This is a genomic window from Azospirillum canadense (assembly GCF_025961225.1).
GTDB lineage: Bacteria > Pseudomonadota > Alphaproteobacteria > Azospirillales > Azospirillaceae > Azospirillum > Azospirillum canadense.
The window spans coordinates 750434-770120 of sequence record NZ_JAOQNG010000010.1; the positions used below are offsets into that span (position 1 = coordinate 750434).

Below are 19687 nucleotides of genomic sequence, written 5' to 3' on the forward strand. Positions count from 1 at the left end.
GCTGTGTGACCGTTACGAATCGTTGGAAAGCGTTACGTATAAGGTCATAATGCCACTTCGGTGGCGGCTGTCTCCACGTGATGCAACACGGCGGCGCCGACGCGAGCGACGATTTGGAAAGCGGGTACGGTTTTGTCGAACGAGCCTCCGGCACAGCCCCAGGATTGCGACGGACGGCCGGACGCCGTGATGGTCCCGGCGCTGTCGCGTGCACCGGACTTCCTGGCGTCGTTGGCGTCCAGCTTTCTTGATCACGCCGCCTTCGTCCTCGTCTACCTGGATGGCGACCACCGCGTCCTGCACGCTGACGACCGGATCGCAGCCGTTCTGAAGGGCGGGCGTGACGGCCTGCTCGGCCGGCGTTTGGCCGATACCGACCACCCCATTGCCCAGGCCGTGACCCGCGCGGCGGAGCAGGCCGCGCGGACCGGAACCGCGGCCCCGCTTGACTGCGAGGGCGAGCGGCCGGGGGTGGGGCGGACCTTGCTGAGCGGCTTCGTCCTGCCGCACCGGGGCGAGAGCGGCGCGGTCCAGGGCTTTCTCGGTGTGTTCCAGGACGTGACCGATCCGGAGCGCATCGCGGATTTCGTCATGCGCCGCGACCCCTTCGTGGCGACCCTGCTCGACGCCGCGGTGGATGGGGTCGTGGTGTCGGATCGCGGCGGCATCATCCGCAAGATCAACCGGGCCTGCTGCACACTGTTCGGCTACGCGGAGGAGGAACTGGTCGGGCGGAACGTCTCCGTCCTGATGCCATCGCCCTTCTCGCGCGACCACGACAAGTACATCCATTCCTACCTGGACACCGGCCGCGCGAAGATCATCGGCATCGGGCGAGACTCGCTGGGCAAGCGCAAGGACGGGACCGTCTTCCCGATCCACATCAGCGTCGGCCAGGCCCGGATGGGCGGCGACGTCACCTTCGTCGGCATCATCCGCGACATCTCCGAACGGCTGGCGGCGGAGCAGCGCGCGTCCTATCTGGCGCGGCATGACCCGCTGACCGGCGTGCTGACCCGCACCGCCTTCCTGGAGGAGTGCGAGGCGGTGCTGGTGAACCATGACCCGGCCGATCCCGGGGCCGGGCTCTACGCCCTCTACGCGCTCGACGTCGACCAGTTCAGCGACATCAACGAGGCCTTCGGCTTCCACGTCGGCGACGCGGCGCTGAAGGCGATGGTCAGCCGCGTGAGCGAGGTCCTGCCGCCGCAGACCTACGTGTGCCGCATCGCCGCGGATGAGTTCGCAGCGCTGTCACGGGTGGAGGGCGCCGAGCACGCGCAGACCCTGGCCGACCTGCTGCACGACCGGCTGACCGCGTCCATCTACGCCGACCGGCACTGGGTGCGCCTGCGCCTGTCCATCGGTGCGGCCGTGCAGGACGCCGAGGTGCGCACGCTGGAGGAGCTGAACGCCAAGGCGAAGCTGGCCTTGCAGGCGGCCCAGCACGACGGCGGCAACAAGGTCTGCCTCTACACTCACGAGATGGCCGCCGCGGCGACCCGCCGCATGTTCCTGACCATGCATCTCACCCACGCCATCGAGCGCAACGAGCTGCACATGGTCTACCAGCCCATCGTCGACGCGCGCTCCGGCCGGGTGGTCAGCGCGGAGGCGCTGCTGCGCTGGACGCACCACACGCTGGGGCCGGTGTCGCCGGGCGAGTTCATTCCGGTCGCGGAGGAAAGCGGCCTGATCGTGCCGATCACGGACTGGGTGCTGTCCACCGTGGTGCGGCAGATGGCGGACTGGTTCGAGGCCGGCGTCCTGCCCGACCGCGTCTTCATCAACATCTCCGGCCAGCAGTTCCTGCGCGGCAACCTGACCGGCCGGCTGGAGGAGCTGCTGAACCAGTACCCCGCACTGCACAAGCGCCTGGGGCTGGAGATTACGGAGCAGGCGGCGGTGCGCGACCTGAAGGCCGCCGTGCGAACGCTGACGGAACTGGAGGCCATCGACGTCCAGGTCGCGATCGACGATTTCGGCTCGGGCTATTCCTCGCTCAGCTACGTGCAGCAGCTGCCGGTCGCCAAGCTGAAGATCGACCGCGCCTTCATCATCGACGTGCCGGAGAACACCCGGAACAACGCGCTGGTCCGCGCCGCGGTCGGCATGGCGCACGGTCTCGGCCTCGTTACCGTCGCCGAGGGCGTGGAAACCGAGGAACAGCGGGATTTCCTGGTGTCGATCGGCTGCGACCTGCTTCAGGGCTACCTGTTCGGCCGCCCGATACCGCCGGACGCTTTGGCGGACATGGTGCGCAAGCAGATGGAGACGGTGTAGGGCCGGTGATGGCCGGCCCAACCACCGGAACGGTCAAGCGGCGTCGGGCAGCGTCTCGGCCGCGAAATCGAGGATGCAGTCCAGCCGTTCCGGCGTCAGCGCCTCAATCCCCTCGTGCCACATGACATCGCAGAACAGGTCGTGCGCGGTACGGCGGCGTTGCGGCGACAGCGCCGCGACGCGGTCGCCGCAATATTCCGTGAACAGCGCGTCTTCGTAAATGCGGTCTTCAGTGGATTGGCTCATGGCCGCCTTCTCCTCAGGCGTTGGGGCGTCCGCGGCGGACGCCGGTCATGAGCCACGCTATGCCGCTTCGCAGCATGGGTGATTGAGGGGGATCAACCGACCGCAATGGTCACAGGCAGATCAGCCATGCTGCTTTTCGGGTTCCTTTTCGCTCTCGGAGACGGACGGCGGCGGGAGCGGGGCGGGCCGGCGTTCGCGCCGGTGCTCGCGGCGCTGCCAGCGCCGGAAGGACTGGCGGCTCCACCACGACAGCACGCGAGCCCAGATCTGGCGCGGGCGCTGGAACAACGGCACGCGCGGCTTGGTCACCGCGCTTGGCTCCAGCGCCAGGCCGACGGAGGTGATCCGCCCGTCCTCCATATCGCGGACGATCAACTCCACCCCGCCCATGCGCACCCGGTCGCCCAGCTCGCAGGCGCCGCCGAACTCGTTGCGGAGCAGGTCGCGCAGAGTCAGCGTCGCGTTGGACAGCGACAGCGGCAGTCCGTACATCTCCGCGATCTGCTCCACCGTCGCGTCGGGATTCAGGACGAGGTCGCCGTAGAACTCCCGGTCGTCCTGGTCGAGCGCGCGGCTGCCGGCGAACAGCTTGTCGATCAGCGGCAGCTGGTCCGGCGGGGAGAACAGGTAGACGCGATCCCCGCCCTGGAGCGTCCGGGCCTTGTGCAACGGCACGACGCGGCCCTCGCGGATCACCAGCGACGGGCGGGCGAAGCGCGGCAGCTTCTGCCCGCGGGCCGCGGGGCTCTTGGCGTGCACGGTGTAGGCGACCAGTTCCTGGTCGGCGTCGCCGGGCAACTCCAACTCCACGCGCTCCACCGGGCCGCGGCGGGGCGGCACAATCAGCTTCAGCCAACGCGCCATCGGCCCGATGGTCCAGCCCTGCACCAGCAGCGAGACGATCACCACGATGAAGGCCGTGTTGAAGATGATCTGCCCGCCGGGCAGGTTGGCCGACACGGGGACCAGGGCCAGCAGCATGGACACGGCGCCGCGCAGGCCGACCCAGGCGACGAAGGTCGTCTCGTTGGCGGTGAAGCGGAAGGGCATCAGGCACAGCCACACCGCCAGCGGGCGGGCCACCAGGATCAGCAGGCCGGCAAGGCCGAGAGCGGGCAGGATGATGGACCCGAACTCCCGCGGCGTGGCGAGCAGCCCTAGCATCACGAACATCACGATCTGGCTGAGCCAGGTCAGGCCGGAATGGAAGCGCCGCAGGTCCACCGCGCCGCGCAGCTTCACGTTGCCCGCGACCAGGCCGGCGACGTAGACGGCCAGGAAGCCGCTGCCGCCCAGCACGTTCGTGCCGGCGAAGATGAACAGCGCGAAGGTCAGCGTGACCACCGGGCTGAGGCCGGGGTCGAGCTTGGCGTTGTTGATGAAGGCGGCCAGCGTGGCGCCGCCGAGCAGGCCGAGTGCTGCGCCCTCGACGATCTGCAGAACCAGGAAGCTGCCCAGCTCCATGGGCGTGCCCCAGCCGTGCTGCGCCGCCTCCACCAGCATGATGGTCAGCAGAATCGCGGTCGGGTCGTTGCTGCCGGACTCGATCTCCAGCGTGGAGCGCACGCGGTCGCGGATGGTGATGCCGCCGACGCGCAGCAGGAAGAACACCGCCGCGGCGTCGGTCGAGCTGACCGCGGCGCCGACCAGCATGGATTCGATCCAGGGCAGGTCGAGCAGCCAATGCGCGGCCGTGCCCACCACGCCGGTCGTCACGCCGACCCCGACGGTTGCCAGGCTGAGCGCCGGCCAGGCGGCCGCCCGGTAGCTGGAGAACTTGGTGTCGAGTCCGCTTTCGAACAGGATGACGGCAAGCGCCATGGAACCGATCAGGAAGGCGGTGTCCGGGTCGTTGAACGAGATGCCGCCGATGCCGTCCTCGCCGGCCAGCAGGCCGACGGACAGGAAGATCAGCAGCAGCGGCGTGCCGATGCGCAGCGCCAGATAGCTCGTCAGGATGCTGACGATCAACAGCGTCGACCCGATCAGGATGATGTAGCTGGTCGCCTCCATATGCCTCGTGCCGGTGCGTGGTGCTGGGGGCGGAACCCCTTGAATCGGTGTTTGGGATTTTGACGGTTTCACCGCGGCGGCGCAACGTGGCCGGACGGCGCATCCGCGCCTACGACCCCGCACGTGCCGCTCGGATCCAGAATTGTCTCCCGCGGTGCACAATAGCCGATGTTACGGTCCCGTCCCAGGCACGCGAAACGAGACGGAACCCCATGGCTCGCACACCGAGTCTTCCGCCCCTGATCCTGTCGCTTCTGCTGACGCTCGCTCCGACAGCAACACAGGCGGCCTCAGACCTCCCCAACGTCGACCCACGCACGGATGAAACCGTTCCCGTGGACGCGTCGTTCGAGAAGCGGGCGTTCAACCTCGGCCCATGGGGCGCCATCGAGATCGGACAGACCGACAGCGCCCAGCGCCGGCTGGTGGTGACGAGCCCCGTGCGCGATCCATGGTTCACCGACAGCCTGTTCGTCGACGACGGCGCCTTCGGCAGCCCCGACGCGCGCGCCACCTATTACTCGCCCCGGCTTTCAGGCTTCCGCGTCGGGCTGGGTTACACCCCGTTCCGGACGGAGCCCGGCGTCCCCGACCCCGTCGCCCGCCACCTGATGGAAGGGGTCATTCGCAACGAGGGGACGATCGGCCTGGCCAGGTACCGCCTGACCGCCGGGGCCGGCAAGGCACAGGTCACCGACAAGGACCGCGGGACGCCGCGCCAGTCCTGGGTGGTCGGCGGCCAGCTTGCGCTGAGCGGCCTGACGCTTGGCGCCGGTTATCGGGAGCAGATGCCGGACATCGGTCCCCTGCGCCGCACCTTCAACGCCGGCCTGTCGCTCGAACGGGGGACGACGCTTCAGGGGTGGAGCCTGACCGGCCGCCTCGCACACACGCAGTTGGGCGACGAGCTTCCGCAGGAGGCCTGGTCCACCGGGCTACGCTACCGCATGTCGCCGCAGGTCAGCGTCTCCGCCGACCTGGGCACCATGACCTACGACGGCGGGCCGGCGACCAGCACCATGCTGCGCCTCGGCACGCGCGTTCTTTTCTAGGCGGTTTCTAAGGCGGTCGTCTGTTTTGGCTGGGTGTCAGCTCACCAGCTGCCACGTCCCGTCGGATTGCTTGCAGGCGGTGCCGCGGGCGGTCTCACGCTTGCCCTCCACGTTGATGGTGTGGGTGTAGTCGCGGCAGGTCTGCCCGCTGGCGTTCTCGTACGTGCGCATCGGCCGGACGGAGCCGCGGCTGTTGTTCTGTGGGTTGTTCCAGGTGATGGTCTGGTTCCGGGCCGCGGCGTCGCGTTCCGCCGCCATGGCGCGACTCTCGCTGTTGGTATCGAGCCTGCGGGCGATCTCGCGGCCGGCGAAGGCGCCGACCAGCGTGCCGATGGCGGTCGTGGCGAGCTTGCCGGCGCCGCCGCCGAACTGCGATCCGATCAGGGCGCCGCCAGCAGCGCCCCCGAGCGTGCCGACCGTTTCCGACGTGCTTCCCGTCTGGCACGCGCCCAACGACAAGGCAACCACAACGCAGATGGCCGATTTGCGAATGGCCTGTTTGTGGAAGGGCGGTTGGATGGTCATGGGAGTTCTTCCGGATTCGACGGATCCATGGGTGACCTGTCGAGAAAACCCCCGGCAATGACAATGGTTCCGCAGGCGAAATTGTTCAGTGTGGAAGCAAAACGTGTTCTTGCGTGTTTATGACCCTGACAGAACACCACGAGGAGGGTTTAGACATGTCTCGTTTGCGCCTGATCGGGACCGCCATTGCGCTCTTGACGCTCGCGGCCTGCTCGACCGGCGGTGTGGTTGGCGGAACGGCCGGCGCCGCCGGTGGCTACGCGCTCGACGGCAAGCGCGGCGCCGTGATCGGCGGGCTGGGCGGTGCCGCCCTGGGGACCGCGCTGGACAACTAAACGGGGCAATTCACCCCCGCCTTATCTAACCACGCAACGGCTCCCGCGGGCCGTTGCCGAAGACGGCGAGCGCGTCGTGCAGATCGGGCAGGGCGCGCTCGACCGCCGCTTCACCCTCGCGGATGCAGTCGTCGGCGCGGTCGAACTCCGACAGGCCGATGTGGCCAAGGCGCGGTGTGATGTGGACGTCCGGCGGTTCGCCCGCCAGACGCGACCGCGTGATGCGGTCGGTGACGATGCCCAGCGATGAGATCATGACGCCGAACAGGCTCGGCCCCTCGTAGTCGCGCCGGAAGATGCGGCGGGACAGCGCGCCGATCGGCGATTTGCGCTTTGCGTCCGGCTCCTGCTCCTCCACCAGCTTCAGCAGGTCGAACCCCGCGGCCGTGGGCACGGCGGCACCGGGCTTGCGCGCCTTGCCCAGGATGTCCGCGGCGAGGTTGACCGCGATGACCATCTGCGCACCGAGCGCCCGGCAGGCCGACACCGGCACCGGGTTGACCAGCGCGCCGTCCACCATCCAGCGCCCGTCGACCTGCACCGGCGGGAACACGCCCGGCAGAGAGATGGACGCGCGCATCGCCTCCACCAGCGGCCCGTTGCGGATCCAGACCTCGTGCCCGGTGACGAGGTCGGTGGCGATGGCGACGAAGGGGATGGGCAGTTCCTCCACCTCCACGTCGCCCAGGTGATGGCGCAGTTCCGCCAGCAGCCGCTCCCCGCCGATCAGCCCGCCGCCCTGGCGCAGGCGCAGATCCAGGTAGCTGACGATCTTGAGCCTGGTGAGGGCGCGGACCCACTCCTCCAGCGCGTCGAGCTTCCCGGCGAGATGGACGCCGCCGACCAGCGCCCCGACCGAGGTGCCGCAGACGATGTCCGCTTCGATGCCGTAGCGCTTCAGCGCGCGCAGCACCCCGATGTGCGCCCAGCCCCGCGCCACCCCGGCGCCGAGCGCCAGCCCGATCCGCGGCCGCTGCCGCCCGTTTCCGCCGTCGTTTGCCATGGCGCCTCCTTCGCACAAGGATATGGCTGGATCGCCTCCTATTATGGCGGCCTATTATGGCAGCGGGCCGGTTAAGGAAGCTTGATCGGGCGACCCCGGTGGACAAGCGCGGGTTCCTTCGGCTAAGCCATCGGAATCCCGTTACAGGAAGTTCGGCACGTGAGTAAGAAAAGCGGTGAGCGGCTGCGGTTCGACGCGGCGACGGAGCGGCTTGTGGTCCGCATGCTGCGGGAATGGGTGCGGCCCTACACGGGCAAGCTGGTGATGTCCTTCCTGCTGATGGCGCTGGTCGCCGCGACCACCGGCGCCTATCCGCTGCTGATCGATCAGGCCTACGCCATGTTCTCGGCGCAGGACCGGACCATGCTGCTGGTCATTCCCGTAGTGATCGTGCTGGTCACGGCGGTGAAGGCGGTGTCCATGTACGCGCAGACGGTGCTGACCACCGACATCGTGCAGCGCATCGTCACCGACGTACGCCTGTCGATGTTCGCGCATCTGCTGACGGCGGACACCGCGCAGCTGCACGCAGCACCCACGGGCACGCTGACCTCGCGCTTCATCAGCGACGTGGACCTGATCCGCAACGCGCTGACGCGCACGCTGACCAACCTCGTGCGCGACATCCTGACCGTCATCACTCTGGTCGGGGCGATGTTCTACCTGGACTGGGTGATGTCGCTGATCGTCTTCGTCATCTACCCGATTGCCGCCGTGCCGATCGTGAACATCGGCAAGCGGCTGCGCCGCGTGTCGCGCGATACCCAGGCGCAGATGGGCGACATGACCGCGCTGCTGACGGAAAGCTTGGCTGGCGCCCGCATGGTCAAGACCTACAGCCTGGAGGATTACGAGCGTGCCCGCGCCAGCCGCGCCTTCGAGGACAACTACGACCTGACCATGAAGGCGACCCGCGCCCGCTCGCGCATCGACCCGATGATGGAGATTCTGGGCGGCGCCGCGGTCGCGGGCGTCATCGCCTTTGCCGGCTACCGCATGGCGATGGGCGAGGGCTCGGTCGGCGCCTTTTCCGGCTTCGTCGGCGCGCTGCTGATGGCGGCGCAACCGGTGCGCGCCATCGGCACGCTGAACGCCGTCCTCCAGGAAGGCCTCGCCGCCACGCAGCGCATCTTCGAGTTGGTCGACGAACGGCCGACCATCACGGAGCGGCCGGACGCCAAGCCGCTGGCGCTGAACCGCGCGGCCGTCAGCTTGCGCAGCGTGCGCTTTGCCTACGAGGAAGGGGCCGAGACGCTGAAGGGCATCGACCTGGACGTGCCGGCGGGCGCCACCGTGGCGCTGGTCGGGCGCAGCGGGGCCGGCAAGTCGACCGTCTTCAACCTGATCCCGCGCCTGTACGACGCCACGGAGGGCGAGGTGCTGATCGATGGGCAGGACGTGCGGTCGGTGACGCTGAAGAGCCTGCGTGGCGTGATCTCGCTGGTCAGCCAGGACACGGTGCTGTTCAACGACACGGTGCGCGCCAACATCGCCTTCGGCCGGCTCGACGCGCCCTTCGACGACATCGTCGCCGCCGCCAAGGCCGCCGCCGCGCACGACTTCATCGCCCGCCTGCCGCAGGGCTACGACACGGTCATCGGCGACCGCGGCGTGAAGCTGTCGGGCGGCGAGCGGCAGCGGCTGGCCCTTGCCCGCGCCTTCCTGAAGGACGCGCCGATCCTGCTGCTGGACGAGGCGACCAGCGCACTGGACAGCGAATCCGAACGGCTGGTGCAGGGGGCGTTGGAGCGGCTGACCAAGGGGCGCACCACCCTGGTGATCGCCCACCGCCTCGCCACCGTGCGCAACGCCGACCGCATCGTGGTTATGGAGGGCGGGCGCATCGTGGAGCAGGGCACCCACGACGCGCTGATCGAGCAGAACGGGACCTACGCGCGCCTCAGCAAGCTGCAGTTCGGCGAGGACGGGGAAGCGGCGCTGCTCGCGCCGTAATACCCCGGCTTATTCCCGGCCCAACACCCGGTCCACGACGGTGTCGGCCCATTCGCGGGAGCGGAAGCTGGCCTTGGCCTCGACCGGATCGTAGATGCGCTCCACCCAGTCCCAGAAAGGGGTGGGGCGCTTCTCGTTGTACGCGGCGTACAGCTCGAAGAAATAGTCGAGGATGCCGGTCTTGGCCTGCTTGAAATGGCCGTACTTCCAGTGCAGCTGCTTCACCGCCGTTTCCAGCGGGGCGCCTTCCTGCACGAACAGGTACAGCGCCGACATGAAGCCGGCGCGGTCGGCGCCCGACTTGCAGTGCATCAGCGCCGGGTACTCCATCGTCCGGAACAGCTCCCGCGCCTTCAGCAGCGTTTCCTTGCGCGGCATGTCCCGGGAGTTCACCGGGAAATCCACCAGCGTCAGGCCGTTGGCCCGGCAGGCCTCCGCCTCCAGGATGTAGGAGGCGCAGTCGCGGCCGCCGCGCAGGTTCAGGATGGTCTTCACCCCGTGCTTCGCCGCGGCGCGGATGTGCGACGGGGAGGGTTGGCTCGCCCGGTACATCCGGTCCGACACGCGGAAGGTGTTCGAATAGATCAGCCGGAAGCAGGCGTGGTCGATGAACACGCTCTCGATATGGCCGAGCAGGCGCTGCCACGGGGTTGCCATCAGGCCACGCGCCCGCTTGATGCCATCGGCCGCGGCGGTGGTGGTGTAACGGCGCAGGATCCACTTCTTGGCCAAGCGGCACCTTCAAGTAGGGCAAGGCCGCCAACATAGGCACGCGTGGCGGCGCGTCAAGATCATCGGTGCAAAAGGGGTGGGATTGCCCGGTCAGCCGGTCTGCTTCAGCCGGCCCGCTGCTTGCGTCCATAGATGTCGTAGCGGGCGGCCACCGACAGCACGATTTCCATGAACAGGTTGATCAGTCCGTTGGCGTAGAAGGCCGGGCAGCCGGTGTAGTGCCGCTCGCCCGCCTGGGCAGTCGGCTCGATCAGGTCGGCGTTCAGCACGATCATCCCGTCCGGGGTTTCATCATCGTAGACGAAGGCGGTCTGGTGGGCCGGCAGCGGGTGGATCGCCTGATGGTCGTCGGCCTCGATGGACCCGGCGCCCATGAACTGGCAGAGCATGCCGAGGCTGCCCATGGCGAGCGGCAGCACCTGCTTCAGGCTGCGCCGCGACAGGTCGTCATACTGGTCGAGCGTCAGGCCGGGCCTCAGCATGGGGGCCGATTCGCACAGGTTCCAGCAGACGTGGAGCGCGGTGTGACTGCCCGTTTTGGTGATCGACAGCATGTCGTAGCCCGACGGCGAGTGCAGGACCGAGCTTTCCAGCGTGTTGGCGAGCACGAAGCTGGCCGCCGCCAGCGGGGTGATCGACCCCTCTGCCCGGCAGCGCTCCTCTTCCGCCATCACCTTGATGGCCCAATCCTTGATGATGGCGTCCAGCAGGTGGCAGATGCTGTCGCGCAGGAAGCCGACCAGCGTGTCCACCGAGGCGGCGTCGAGCGCGGCGGCGTCCGCGACGTCGAGGCCGTGAGGCGAGTCCGGCGGGTTGCTCAGGACAACATGGCCGTCGCCGTCCAGCGGCATGCGCGCGATGATGTGTTCGCGCAGATCGTTGTAGAGGTAGGCGAGCAGCGCGTTGATCGCGACCTTCTCGTAATCCTCCTTGCGCGTGTCGGCATGGGCCGGGCATTGGCCGCCAAGCGACTGCAATTCCTGCCCGAACAGGTAGTTCGGATCCTCCGCGATGCGGTTCAGGAGGGGCGCAAGACTCACCCGGGCCATGCCGGCCTCTTCATGCGCGGCGAAATACGTCTGGGCGAAGTTGCTGTTGCGGGACATGGAGGCACGGACCGGCTGTGGAAACGAAAAGGCGGTGGAGGGTTTACCGGGCCCGGAGCCGGTCATAGACGCCGTAGTCGAGCGCGATGCTGGCCACGATGTCGAGGTACAGCTTAATGAAACCGGGCGTGTAGAAGGCCGGGCAGCCGGTGTAGTGCTTCTCCTCCGGCTTGGCGAAGCGGGTGATCGGCTCCGCGTTCAGGGCGATCAACCCGTTCTCGTCCAGCACGAAGGCCGTCTGGTCCTTGGGCAGCAGATGGATGGCGAGGCCGTCTTGCGGTTCGATCCCCGACGCTTCCATATAATGGACGAGCATGCCCAGGCTGGCCATGGACAGGGGGACCACCTGCTTCAGGCTCTTGCGGACGAGGTCGTCGTAGTCGGCGGCGTCGAGGCCCGGCTTCAGCAGCGGTGCCGCCTCCACCATCGCCCAGCAGATGTGGATGGCCGTGTGGCTGCCGGTCTTGGTGATCGACAGCATGTCGTAGCCGGCCCGCTGGTAGAGGGTGGAGTCCTCCAGCACCGTGCGCAGGACGAAGCTGGCCGCGGCGTCGGCCGAGATCTCGCCTGAGCCCTTGGCGCGGTAATATTCCTCCTCCGCCAGCAGTTTCGCGGCCCAGCCGGTGATCAGCCCGTCCAGAAGGTGGCAGGTCGCGTCGCGCAGCACCGAGGCCATGACGTCCAGTGGTGCCGTCGCCATGGCCGGCCGGTCCGCCGGGTTCAGCCCGTGCGGCGAGCGTGGCGGAATCGGCAGCATCACCTGCCCGCGCTCATCCAGCGGCAGCACCTTGGCGACGTGGTCGCGTAGCCGTTCGAACAGGAAGGCCAACAGGCTGTTGACCGTCACCTTGTCGGCGTCGTCGGTATTGATGGCACTGCCGGCCGCGTGCATGGGGCATTGGCCGGCGCCCTGGCGCAGCTCCGCGCTGAACAGGAAGGACGGGTCCTTCTGGATCGTCTGCAGGATGTGCGCGACGGACACGCGGGTCAGCCCGGCCTCAGAATGGGCCTTGGCGAAGGCGGCGGCGAAATCGTTGGACCGGGACATCGGGGCCTGCGTGTTCGTAAGCGGACAAGCCACCCTAGGGCGAGAAAAACCCCGGCGCAACGTCAAGATCTGTGACCGCTGATCGCGTCCCACCGCGTGGTGTCTGAGGCGTGAGGCTGGCCCGCCGGAGCGCTCCCCCATAGCTGGCGCAGGCGGGCCGGCCGTTCGGGAGCGGCGGTCACCGTGTTCTTCGGCTAAGTTGAGGTTGCTTAACGACCATCAACCAAGACGGAGACCACGATGACCGAGGACAGGATCGCTCTTCAGGAGCTGATTGGGAAGAGCGCCGATGCCGACTTTCTGCGCGAGATGGTCGGCTTCGCCGCCCAGCGCCTGATGGAGCTGGAGGTGGAGAGCCTGTGCGGCGCCGGGTATGGCGAACGCAGCGAGGACCGCCAGACCAAGCGCAACGGCTACCGGGAGCGGACCTGGGAGACGCGCGCCGGGGCCATCGACCTGCGCATCCCCAAGCTGCGGCGCGGCTCCTACTTCCCGGCCTTCCTGGAGCCGCGCCGCACCGCGGAGAAGGCGCTAATCGCGGTGATTCAGGAGGCCTACGTGCAGGGCATCTCGACGCGCAACGTCGATGATCTGGTCAAGGCGATGGGCATGACCGGCATCTCCAAGAGCCAGGTCAGCCGCCTGTGCCAGGACATCGACGAGCGCGTGCAGGCGTTCCTGAACCGGCCGCTGGAAGGCGACTGGCCCTTTGTGTGGCTGGATGCGACCTACGTGAAAGTGCGCCAGGACGGCCGCATCGTCTCGCTCGCCGCCATACTGGCCATCGGCGTCAACAGCGATGGCCGGCGCGAGGTGCTGGGGCTCGGCCTCGGGCTGTCGGAAGCCGAGACCTTCTGGACCGATTTCCTGCGCACCCTCACCCGCCGGGGCCTACGCGGCGTAAAGCTGGTGATCGCCGATGCGCATCTCGGGCTGAAGGCCGCCGCTTCCAAGGTGCTGGGCGCCACACTTCAACGCTGTCGTGTTCATTGCATGAGGAATCTCCTCGCCTGCGTCGGCAAGGCGCACCAGACGATGGTCGCGGCCACCATTCGCACCGCCTTTGCCCAGGAGACCGCTGAGGCGGCGCATGAGCAGTGGCGCCGGGTGGCCGACAGCCTGCGGCCGCGCTTTTCCAAGCTGGCGGCGCTGATGGACGAGGCGGAGTTCGACGTGCTGGCCTACATGAAGTACCCCAAGGACCTGCGCACCAAATTGCACAGCACGAATCCTCTGGAGCGGCTGAATGGCGAGATCAAGCGGCGCACCAACGTCGTCGGCATCTTCCCTGGCGAAGGGGCGGTTGTGCGCCTCGTCGGCGCCTTGCTGCTGGAGCAGCATGATGAATGGGCGGTGGCCCGGCGCTACATGACCATGGAAAGCCTGGCCGAGCTGTGCCACCCTCACACCCCTGATCCGCTGTCCATCGCAGCGGAGTAGACCGGCGGCCTCAACCCGCCGAAGAGCACAGAGGCCCCCTCAGACACCACGCCTCGGGGCACGATCTGACCGGCTGGCCGCTTCATGGCCGTTTCAGACGGTTTTATGCCTCCGGAACCAGCCAATCGACCTTCGAGCCGCCGCCGGTGGAGGGCAGGGCGGCGTGCAGGGCGGGCAGCATCTCCCGCAACGTCTCGTCGAGCTTCCAGGGCGGGTTGACGATGAGCAGGCCGGACCCGTTGAGTCGGGTGTGGGTGTCCTCGGGGTGCCAGGTCAACTCGACCATGAGGATCTTCCGGATGCCGGTGTTCTCGACGGCCTCCTGGAACCGCCACACGGCCGGGCGTTCCTTGATCGGATACCAGAGCGCGTAGACGCCGGTCGGCCAGCGCCGGTGCGCGGCGGCCAGCCCCTCGGCCATGCGGGCGAACTCATCGGGCTGTTCGAAGGGCGGGTCGACCAGGACGAGTCCCCGCTTCTCCCTCGGCGGCAAGTTGGCCCTCAGCGCCTGGTAGGCGTCCGTATGCTGGACGGAGACTCGGCGGTCGCCGGCGAACTCCGCCTTCAGCGTCTGCCAGTCGTCCGGGTGCAATTCGTTGACGACCAGCCGGTCCTCGCCGCGCAGCAGGGCGCGCGCCAGACGGGGAGAGCCGGGGTACCAGCGCAGCGCGCCGTCGGGATTCAGCGCGGCGACCGCGTCTAGGTAGGGCTGAAGCACCGGGTGGGGCGCCGGGCGGCCGAACAGGCGGCCGATTCCGTCCTGGAATTCCAGGGTCTTCTGCGCGGGCTCGGAGCCGAGGTCGTATCGGCCAATGCCGGCGTGGGCGTCGAGCACACAGAAGGGCGTCGGCTTGGCGCGCAGGTGATCGATGATCAGCGCCAGGACCGCGTGCTTCATCACGTCGGCCGGGTTGCCGGCGTGGAAAATGTGACGGTAGTTCATGGTCCGGGGATGTAGCCCAGATTGACGTCCGGCGCCATCCCTGCGAACCGTCGGGCTTCTCGGCTCAGTCCAGCCCTCAGTCGAGTGCTGCGACCTGTTGGGCGTTGCGGAAGGTGCGGCGGGTGCCGGGCGCGATGCTCGCGGGCTCCTCGTTACCGCAGCGGGCCGATTCCAGAAGCTTGGCGCTCTTGGCGTCCAGTTCGTTCAAATGCTGCCAGATCTTGCAGACATAGGCCTGGGCTTGGCGCATCGAGCCGCCGTTGTAGCGGGCGACGGCGGTCTTCCAGCTGCCTTCCTCGCCGTGCAGGCGGAGCAACAGGCGGCCGGCGTAGAAGACGTTTTCCTTGGGCTCGACGATGCGCTCAACCGGGGAGAACTGGCCGCGGTGGGTGCCGAGCGACAGCTGCATGCAGCCGACGTAGACGTTGGATTTCAGCTGGCCGCGCTTGTCGCGCAGGTGTCGGGCGGCGTCGTTGACATTGCGGGCGTAGACCGGGCGGCCTTCCACGCTCATCACGAAGGGGCTCGGCGTGCCGTCCTGCCCGCTTTCGACCAGGGAGATGGCGACCAGAAGGCCGGAGGGAATGTTGAACTTGCGTTCCGCCTCGACGGCGTGGGTGACGCAGCTTTCCTGCGTCTGTGCTTGGGCTTGGACCGGCTTCGCGAAGATCGGTGCGGTGCAGAGTCCGATAGCAAGAGCGATCCAGCCGCCTTGCGTGCGTCGCACGCGCTGTTGTCGATCCCGCATGTTCTTCCCCCTATCCGTTGCCGCCGTTCGGCCGGCTTCATTTTGGCCCCCTGCGCGGAGCCGTCGTTCCGGTCACCGAGTCTCTTACGGTGACCGCCTCCTACCCAAAAGTTCAGCGCCCACCATCGGGCGCCGAAGCCACACTTCCAAAAATTTTATTCAGCGTCAATCGAATTGCAGCCCGGTAATACCACACCAATCCGTCGCCCGATGTCACAGGGCAGGGGACGGACAGCGTCATAGGACCAGCCCTGTGACGTTTAAGGTACTGATTCCAAACAACTTGCGAAAAGGGATGAGAGCGTCCGGCGGAGCCGTGAAAAAGTTTCCTTCGAAAGGGGTACTGCGACCGTCTGTCGCCCGGATCGAAAGCGGTGGTGACACAGCGATTCGCTCTTGCGCGCTGCAACAAGGCAGGGCAATAGACTGTGCTTTCCTGTGCCCGCGCCCCGGTTTCGGCCGGCTGGCGGCGGAAGCGGGAAGCGACCTCAGGACTTGACCCAGCGTGTCATTCGATCCGACGGCCCCGGCCCCGATTTCGGCCGACCGGGAAGGATCGCCGGCCCCCATTCCGCCCGGCGTCGTTCCCGACCTGCTTTTCCAAACCGGCTATGACCGCCTTTACGCCGACGATCCGGTCGGTGCTGCGCGCACGTTCCGCAAGGCCTGCGCCGCCGATCCGGCGTCGGGGGACGCCTGGGCCGCTCTCGCCGACGCAGCGCAGGCCGCGGACGACACGGCAACGGCGGTCCATGCCTACGGATGCGCGGTACTTATCGATTCGGGGGTGTGGGCGTGGCGAGTCGGCTTGGCCGATTCCCTGCTCCGGGCCGGACGGCCGACCGCTGCCGTCGCCGCCTACAGCGGCCTTGCCGCGGAGCGGCCGGACGCGGCGCTGGTGCGGCTTGGCTTCGCGCGGGCGCTCTTGGCCGAGGGGCGCAAGGATGAGGCGCTGGAGGAATTCCGGGAAGCCGCGGCCCTGCGCCCGGACGACCGCGATGCCGTGCTGGAGCTGTCCTCCGCGCTGATCGAGGCCGGCGATGCGCTTGGCGCCGTCGAGCGATTGCAGCCGCTGTCGCGCCGCGATCCGGACGACGCCGTCCTGCACCACGCCATCGGGCGCGCCTGGATTGCGCTGCGGGAGCCGGAGAAGGCCCTGGCCGCGCTGCGTAAGGCGCGGGACCTGGACTCCGACGACAGCCTCGGCAGCGCTGCCCTGATCGCGGCGCTGGAGGCGGGGGAGGGCGCGGACCTGTCCGCCGCCTATGTCCGCGCTCTGTTCGACCGCTACGCCGACCGATTCGACCAGGACTTGGTGGGCAAGCTGGGCTACGCGGCGCCGGAGCTTCTGCGCCGCGCGGTGGACCGGCTGGGCGGCGGCAACGGGCTGCGCGTGCTGGATCTGGGGTGCGGGACCGGGCTGGCCGGCGTGACCTTCCGGTCGCTGGCCGGCCATCTCGCCGGCGTGGACCTGTCGCCGCGCATGGTCGACAAGGCGCGGGCCCGCGCGCTGTACGACGACCTGTGGGTGGGCGACGTCGCCGCCGCACTGGACCCAACGCTGGACCCGGCGCTGGACCCGGCGCCGGCGGGCTGGGACCTGCTGGTCGCGGCGGACGTGCTCGTCTACATCGGCGACCTCGCCCCGGTGTTCCGGGCGGCGGCGGACGCGCTCCGCCCCGGCGGCCGATTCGCCGCCACGGTGGAGCGTTTGGATGGGGACGGCTTCGCGCTGGGTCCGACGCGCCGCTACGCCCACGCGGAGGCGTACCTGCGCGCCATGGCGGAGGCGGCCGGATTGCGAATCCTGATGCTGGAGCCCTGCGCCCCGCGCCGGGAGAAGGGCGTGGACGTTCCAGGCCTGCTGTTCGTGGCGGAAAAGCCGCTCTGATCGGGCGGCTTAGACCACCTGGGCGTAGCGGTTCGGCTGCCCCTCGGCCGACCATCGGGCGTGCAGTTGCCCCTTGCCGTCGAAGATCAGGGACAGCCAATTGCGCTGCCTGATGATCCGTTTGCCCGATTCGGGAAAGCGCGGCATTTCGAAGCGGTAGCCGTCCAGCGGGCTTTCCTTGCGCCCAGCGAGCCATTCCAGCGCAGTGGCGGTCATGGGATGGGGCGGCGGGTGCACGACGCCCGACGCGATGAGCTGCCACATCTCCACCCCGCCGCCGCGCAGCACGCCGCGCCCACCGGCGTGGATCTCGCCGGACACAGCGGTGACGCGGCAGCCAGTGCGGCGGGAGAAATCGGCCAGCAGCTCGATCAGGGATTGCCATTCCTCGGCGTGCGCGTGGCTGCGCCATTGGTCGCGCAGGTCGTCCTCGATCCCGATCCGCCCCGGCAGCCGGTCGACCACCCGCTCCAGTCCGCCGGTGTCGACGAACAGGAGCGGCACGCTGGACATCAGGACGAGGTGCCGGCAGCCGTCGAAGCGGTCGAGCCAAGCCGGCAACAGTGCCCGGCTCTGGTCCGACATCACCCGTCGCGGCGTGCGCTCGCTGCGCAGGTCGAGCGCCAGCAGCCCGACGTCCTTGATCCGGAAGCCCTGGGTGAAGGTGGATCGCTGCGCCCCCCACACGCATTCCGGCAGCGCCTCGGCCAGCGCGCCCATTTGGAACAGGGTGAAATGGCGGCGGGCGGCCATGTAGACGCCGCGCCAGACCTGCGACTGCATCTCCTCGTCGGGGTGGGAGCCCCAGCCGTCGAAGATGTCGTGGTCGTCCCACATCATCACCGACGGGATGCGGGCCAGCACGGCGGCGATCTCCGGTTGGCCCCAGCTGCGCAGGTACAGGTCGAAGTAGAAGGCCATCGCCTCCTCAGCCATCGCTGGGGTGAAGGTCTCGGCCAAACGCTCCTTCCCGGTCCGCGCGGCCCATTCGGACAGCAGGGGACCGCTTCGCCACACCGCGTCGGCGTAGAGCTGGTCGCCGCCTTGCAGCAGCAGGTGATAGCGGTCCGCATCGTGCCGCTGCCGCAGGTCGGCCCACAGCGCGTTGCGCGGGGCGTCCAGAGCGGCGAGGCGCGATTCGTCCTCCACCCCGTTGCAGGAAACGTAGGCGAAGCGCGGCTGGGTCAGGCGGCCGGGAACGGTCAGGACCCAAGGCTGGCCGCTGTCCATGAAGCCATAGGCGACCTCCTGGTCGCGCGTCGCGCGCGGCACGGCGAAATCGAAGCGCCAGACATGACGGTCGCGCCAGCGCAGCAGGTGCCTTGGCGGGACAGGAAGGGTGACGCCGTCGACGCGGAGGTCGTCGGGCTCTGCATCGCCGTCCAGCACGAACAGGGCCGACAGCCACCAGCGATCGCCCTGTTCCCCCCGGAAATAGAGAATGGGCCCCAGGATGACCTTCGGTTCCACCCGTCCACGCGCCATGCCGTCCGTTCCGATCCCTTGCCATGCCGCCGGGACGCACTGCCGTGTCCCCGCTCAGGAGGTGTTATGGGGAAGGCCGTGGCGGATCGAAAGGGGGCAGATCGAAAGGGAATGGCCGCGAAAGAGCCCGCGTGCGGATCGCCATCGCCCGGAAAAAGAAAAAAGGCGGCCGGTTCGTCCGGTCGCCTTTCGTGACGATGGAACGCGGGAAGGGGGAAGTTAGCTTGGACGGCGTTGTCGCAAGAGTTCGAGCATGCGCGACGGCACCGGCTCTTCGAGCACGGGATCGTACAGCCGGTGCAATTCCTCCACATGGCTTCTGTGGAAGGTCAGCACGGCCTTCGCGTCGGCGTCGTCCTGCAAGGACTGCTCGAGCTCCTGACGTTCCTTATCGTCCAAGGCACCGTCAAGATATGCGTTGATATGGTTCATCGTCACACGCTTCATATCTTTTCGTTCCCGGAACGTCCCCGGGGGATGATCCCCTTGAGACGGAAACGGTCCGTGACACAGTGAACAATATAGTACGGCATTCTGAGCAACGGGAGTCGCCGCCTACCTCTTCTTATGGGGAACGCATCGGTTGACGCCAAGTGGCGAAAATGGCGGAACCGAACGTCCGGTTTGGGTTTGGGCTGCTCCGTCGAAGCCGTCTACGTCTCGCACGACCGAAGTAACAGCGGCTCCCAGCGGTTGTTCCAGCGGTGAATTGTCCGGAACGCAAGGAATTTCCGACTGTTGTCCGCCAACACAGCGTGTGCGGGCTACCCAGTCCGGAAAACACCAAAGTGGACGAATCCGCCGGAGAGGACCCAGCAAGCGAGCCGTCGCCCTCTCCCGCGCCCACTGGAAGAGGGTTGTGCGGAAGAGGGCCGGGCGGAAGA

General features: G+C 68.0%; 17 protein-coding genes. 6 read left to right on the forward strand and 11 right to left on the reverse strand.

Translation table 11 applies throughout. The annotated features are described in order from the left end of the window. The first annotated feature begins 189 nt into the window (after positions 1 to 189). Complete coding sequence (locus M2351_RS39215) at positions 190 to 2283, forward strand: putative bifunctional diguanylate cyclase/phosphodiesterase (protein ID WP_264661383.1); 2094 nt, start codon at positions 190 to 192, stop codon at positions 2281 to 2283. Between the two features lie 33 nt (positions 2284 to 2316). On the opposite strand, the gene M2351_RS39220 is transcribed toward M2351_RS39215, so the two are convergent. Both M2351_RS39220 and M2351_RS39225 read right to left on the reverse strand, forming a co-directional pair. Further along, positions 2317 to 2529 carry a hypothetical protein gene (locus M2351_RS39220; protein WP_264661384.1) on the reverse strand — a complete coding sequence of 71 codons (213 nt, stop codon included), beginning with the start codon at positions 2527 to 2529 and terminating at the stop codon, positions 2317 to 2319. Between the two features lie 120 nt (positions 2530 to 2649). After that, positions 2650 to 4542 carry a potassium/proton antiporter gene (locus tag M2351_RS39225; RefSeq protein ID WP_264661385.1) on the reverse strand — a complete coding sequence of 631 codons (1893 nt, stop codon included), beginning with the start codon at positions 4540 to 4542 and terminating at the stop codon, positions 2650 to 2652. Between the two features lie 212 nt (positions 4543 to 4754). Between M2351_RS39225 and M2351_RS39230 the strand changes: the two genes are divergently transcribed. After that, positions 4755 to 5594, forward strand: a complete 840-nt coding sequence (locus tag M2351_RS39230) for a porin (protein ID WP_264661386.1) — start codon at positions 4755 to 4757, stop codon at positions 5592 to 5594. Between the two features lie 36 nt (positions 5595 to 5630). Here the strand turns inward: M2351_RS39230 and M2351_RS39235 are convergent, their stop codons facing one another. Continuing rightward, positions 5631 to 6119 carry an RT0821/Lpp0805 family surface protein gene (locus M2351_RS39235; RefSeq protein ID WP_264661387.1) on the reverse strand — a complete coding sequence of 163 codons (489 nt, stop codon included), beginning with the start codon at positions 6117 to 6119 and terminating at the stop codon, positions 5631 to 5633. A gap of 155 nt (positions 6120 to 6274) precedes the next feature. Between M2351_RS39235 and M2351_RS39240 the strand changes: the two genes are divergently transcribed. Then, entirely contained in the window at positions 6275 to 6454 is a 180-nt protein-coding gene (locus M2351_RS39240; RefSeq protein ID WP_209762966.1) for a hypothetical protein, read from the forward strand. Positions 6455 to 6479: 25 nt separating this feature from the next. Here M2351_RS39240 and M2351_RS39245 read toward each other — a convergent pair whose 3' ends face one another. Then, positions 6480 to 7457, reverse strand: a complete 978-nt coding sequence (locus M2351_RS39245) for a patatin-like phospholipase family protein (RefSeq protein ID WP_264661388.1) — start codon at positions 7455 to 7457, stop codon at positions 6480 to 6482. Positions 7458 to 7616: 159 nt separating this feature from the next. Here M2351_RS39245 and M2351_RS39250 point away from each other — a divergent pair, with 159 nt between their 5' ends. Then, positions 7617 to 9410, forward strand: coding sequence for an ABC transporter ATP-binding protein (locus tag M2351_RS39250; protein ID WP_264661389.1), 1794 nt, complete (start codon positions 7617 to 7619; stop codon positions 9408 to 9410). 9 nt (positions 9411 to 9419) lie between these two features. On the opposite strand, the gene M2351_RS39255 is transcribed toward M2351_RS39250, so the two are convergent. The 3 genes from M2351_RS39255 to M2351_RS39265 all read right to left on the reverse strand — a co-directional run bounded on the left by M2351_RS39255 (position 9420) and on the right by M2351_RS39265 (position 12296). Next, entirely contained in the window at positions 9420 to 10142 is a 723-nt protein-coding gene (locus M2351_RS39255) for a fused DSP-PTPase phosphatase/NAD kinase-like protein (protein WP_264661390.1), read from the reverse strand. Between the two features lie 104 nt (positions 10143 to 10246). After that, complete coding sequence (locus M2351_RS39260; protein WP_264661391.1) at positions 10247 to 11248, reverse strand: hypothetical protein; 1002 nt, start codon at positions 11246 to 11248, stop codon at positions 10247 to 10249. Positions 11249 to 11291: 43 nt separating this feature from the next. Then, positions 11292 to 12296 (reverse strand): hypothetical protein, encoded by a 1005-nt coding sequence (locus M2351_RS39265; RefSeq protein ID WP_264661392.1) that lies wholly within the window; start codon positions 12294 to 12296, stop codon positions 11292 to 11294. 240 nt (positions 12297 to 12536) lie between these two features. Between M2351_RS39265 and M2351_RS39270 the strand changes: the two genes are divergently transcribed. After that, positions 12537 to 13736, forward strand: a complete 1200-nt coding sequence (locus M2351_RS39270; RefSeq protein ID WP_264654291.1) for an IS256 family transposase — start codon at positions 12537 to 12539, stop codon at positions 13734 to 13736. A 103-nt stretch (positions 13737 to 13839) separates the two neighbouring features. Here M2351_RS39270 and M2351_RS39275 read toward each other — a convergent pair whose 3' ends face one another. Beyond that, a complete protein-coding gene (locus M2351_RS39275) occupies positions 13840 to 14679 on the reverse strand; it encodes a 23S rRNA (adenine(2030)-N(6))-methyltransferase RlmJ (RefSeq protein WP_264661393.1) in 840 nt (279 codons plus the stop codon). Positions 14680 to 14755: 76 nt separating this feature from the next. Next, a complete protein-coding gene (locus M2351_RS39280) occupies positions 14756 to 15427 on the reverse strand; it encodes a transglycosylase SLT domain-containing protein (protein WP_264661394.1) in 672 nt (223 codons plus the stop codon). A 505-nt stretch (positions 15428 to 15932) separates the two neighbouring features. Between M2351_RS39280 and M2351_RS39285 the strand changes: the two genes are divergently transcribed. Next, positions 15933 to 17318, forward strand: coding sequence for a tetratricopeptide repeat protein (locus tag M2351_RS39285; protein ID WP_264661395.1), 1386 nt, complete (start codon positions 15933 to 15935; stop codon positions 17316 to 17318). Positions 17319 to 17327: 9 nt separating this feature from the next. On the opposite strand, the gene M2351_RS39290 is transcribed toward M2351_RS39285, so the two are convergent. After that, entirely contained in the window at positions 17328 to 18803 is a 1476-nt protein-coding gene (locus tag M2351_RS39290; RefSeq protein WP_264661396.1) for an alkaline phosphatase family protein, read from the reverse strand. Between the two features lie 219 nt (positions 18804 to 19022). Continuing rightward, a complete protein-coding gene (locus tag M2351_RS39295; RefSeq protein WP_264661397.1) occupies positions 19023 to 19250 on the reverse strand; it encodes an anti-sigma factor family protein in 228 nt (75 codons plus the stop codon). Positions 19251 to 19687: the final 437 nt, after the last annotated feature.